This window comes from Vibrio sp. 1249-1 (assembly GCF_033340495.1).
In genome coordinates this window covers 1-542 of the sequence record NZ_JAWOWJ010001059.1, presented here as the reverse complement: position 1 = coordinate 542, position 542 = coordinate 1, and the positions used below count along the sequence as shown (strand labels likewise).

The window sequence follows — 542 nt, the reverse complement described above, 5'->3', positions numbered from 1 at the left end:
AAAGTGGACAACTTCAAAGACAAAACACGCCTAGAGATCGTCAATCTACCTATCAATAAATCTGGCAAACCTGATATTGACCAAGAGCCTACGGGTCGTTTCGCCGTGTATTTTGATGGCTACTTAGAACCTGTTGCATTTAGCCAAGGCCGTTTGGTGACGATTGTGGGCAAAGGGGCTGGTGAAGAAGAAGGCAAAATCGGAGAGCATGAGTACGTGTTCCCATTAGTAAAAGGGCAGGGGTATCGCCTGTGGAAGATTGAAGAACGAGTGAGAATGTATGACTCTCCTACGTATTTCTATCCATGTTATTCCATCAACTGCCGCATGCTGCGTAATGATTTTCCACAAGATGGTAAAGTAATCAAACAGGTGAAATAAACCAGATGCATGAGCGCCGATTTACTCTCTCTATGGGAGAAATGGCCGCCCTTGAAATCGGTAATGAAAAAACGGCTGACTTGTCAGTCGTTTTTCTTCATGGGTGGTTAGATAATGCCGGAAGCTTCAAAGCGTTGATGGAGCAAATTCATCAATTGAAC

Annotated in this window: 1 protein-coding gene and 1 pseudogene; both read left to right on the top strand. The window is 44.1% G+C overall.

All coding sequences use genetic code 11. The annotated features are described in order from the left end of the window. Positions 1-381: Slp family lipoprotein (locus R7Z50_RS30455; RefSeq protein ID WP_318150144.1), on the top strand; the 381-nt coding region annotated here is incomplete at its 5' end. A 5-nt stretch (positions 382-386) separates the two neighbouring features. Then, a pseudogene (locus R7Z50_RS30450) lies at positions 387-542 on the top strand (alpha/beta hydrolase); the annotation flags it as partial.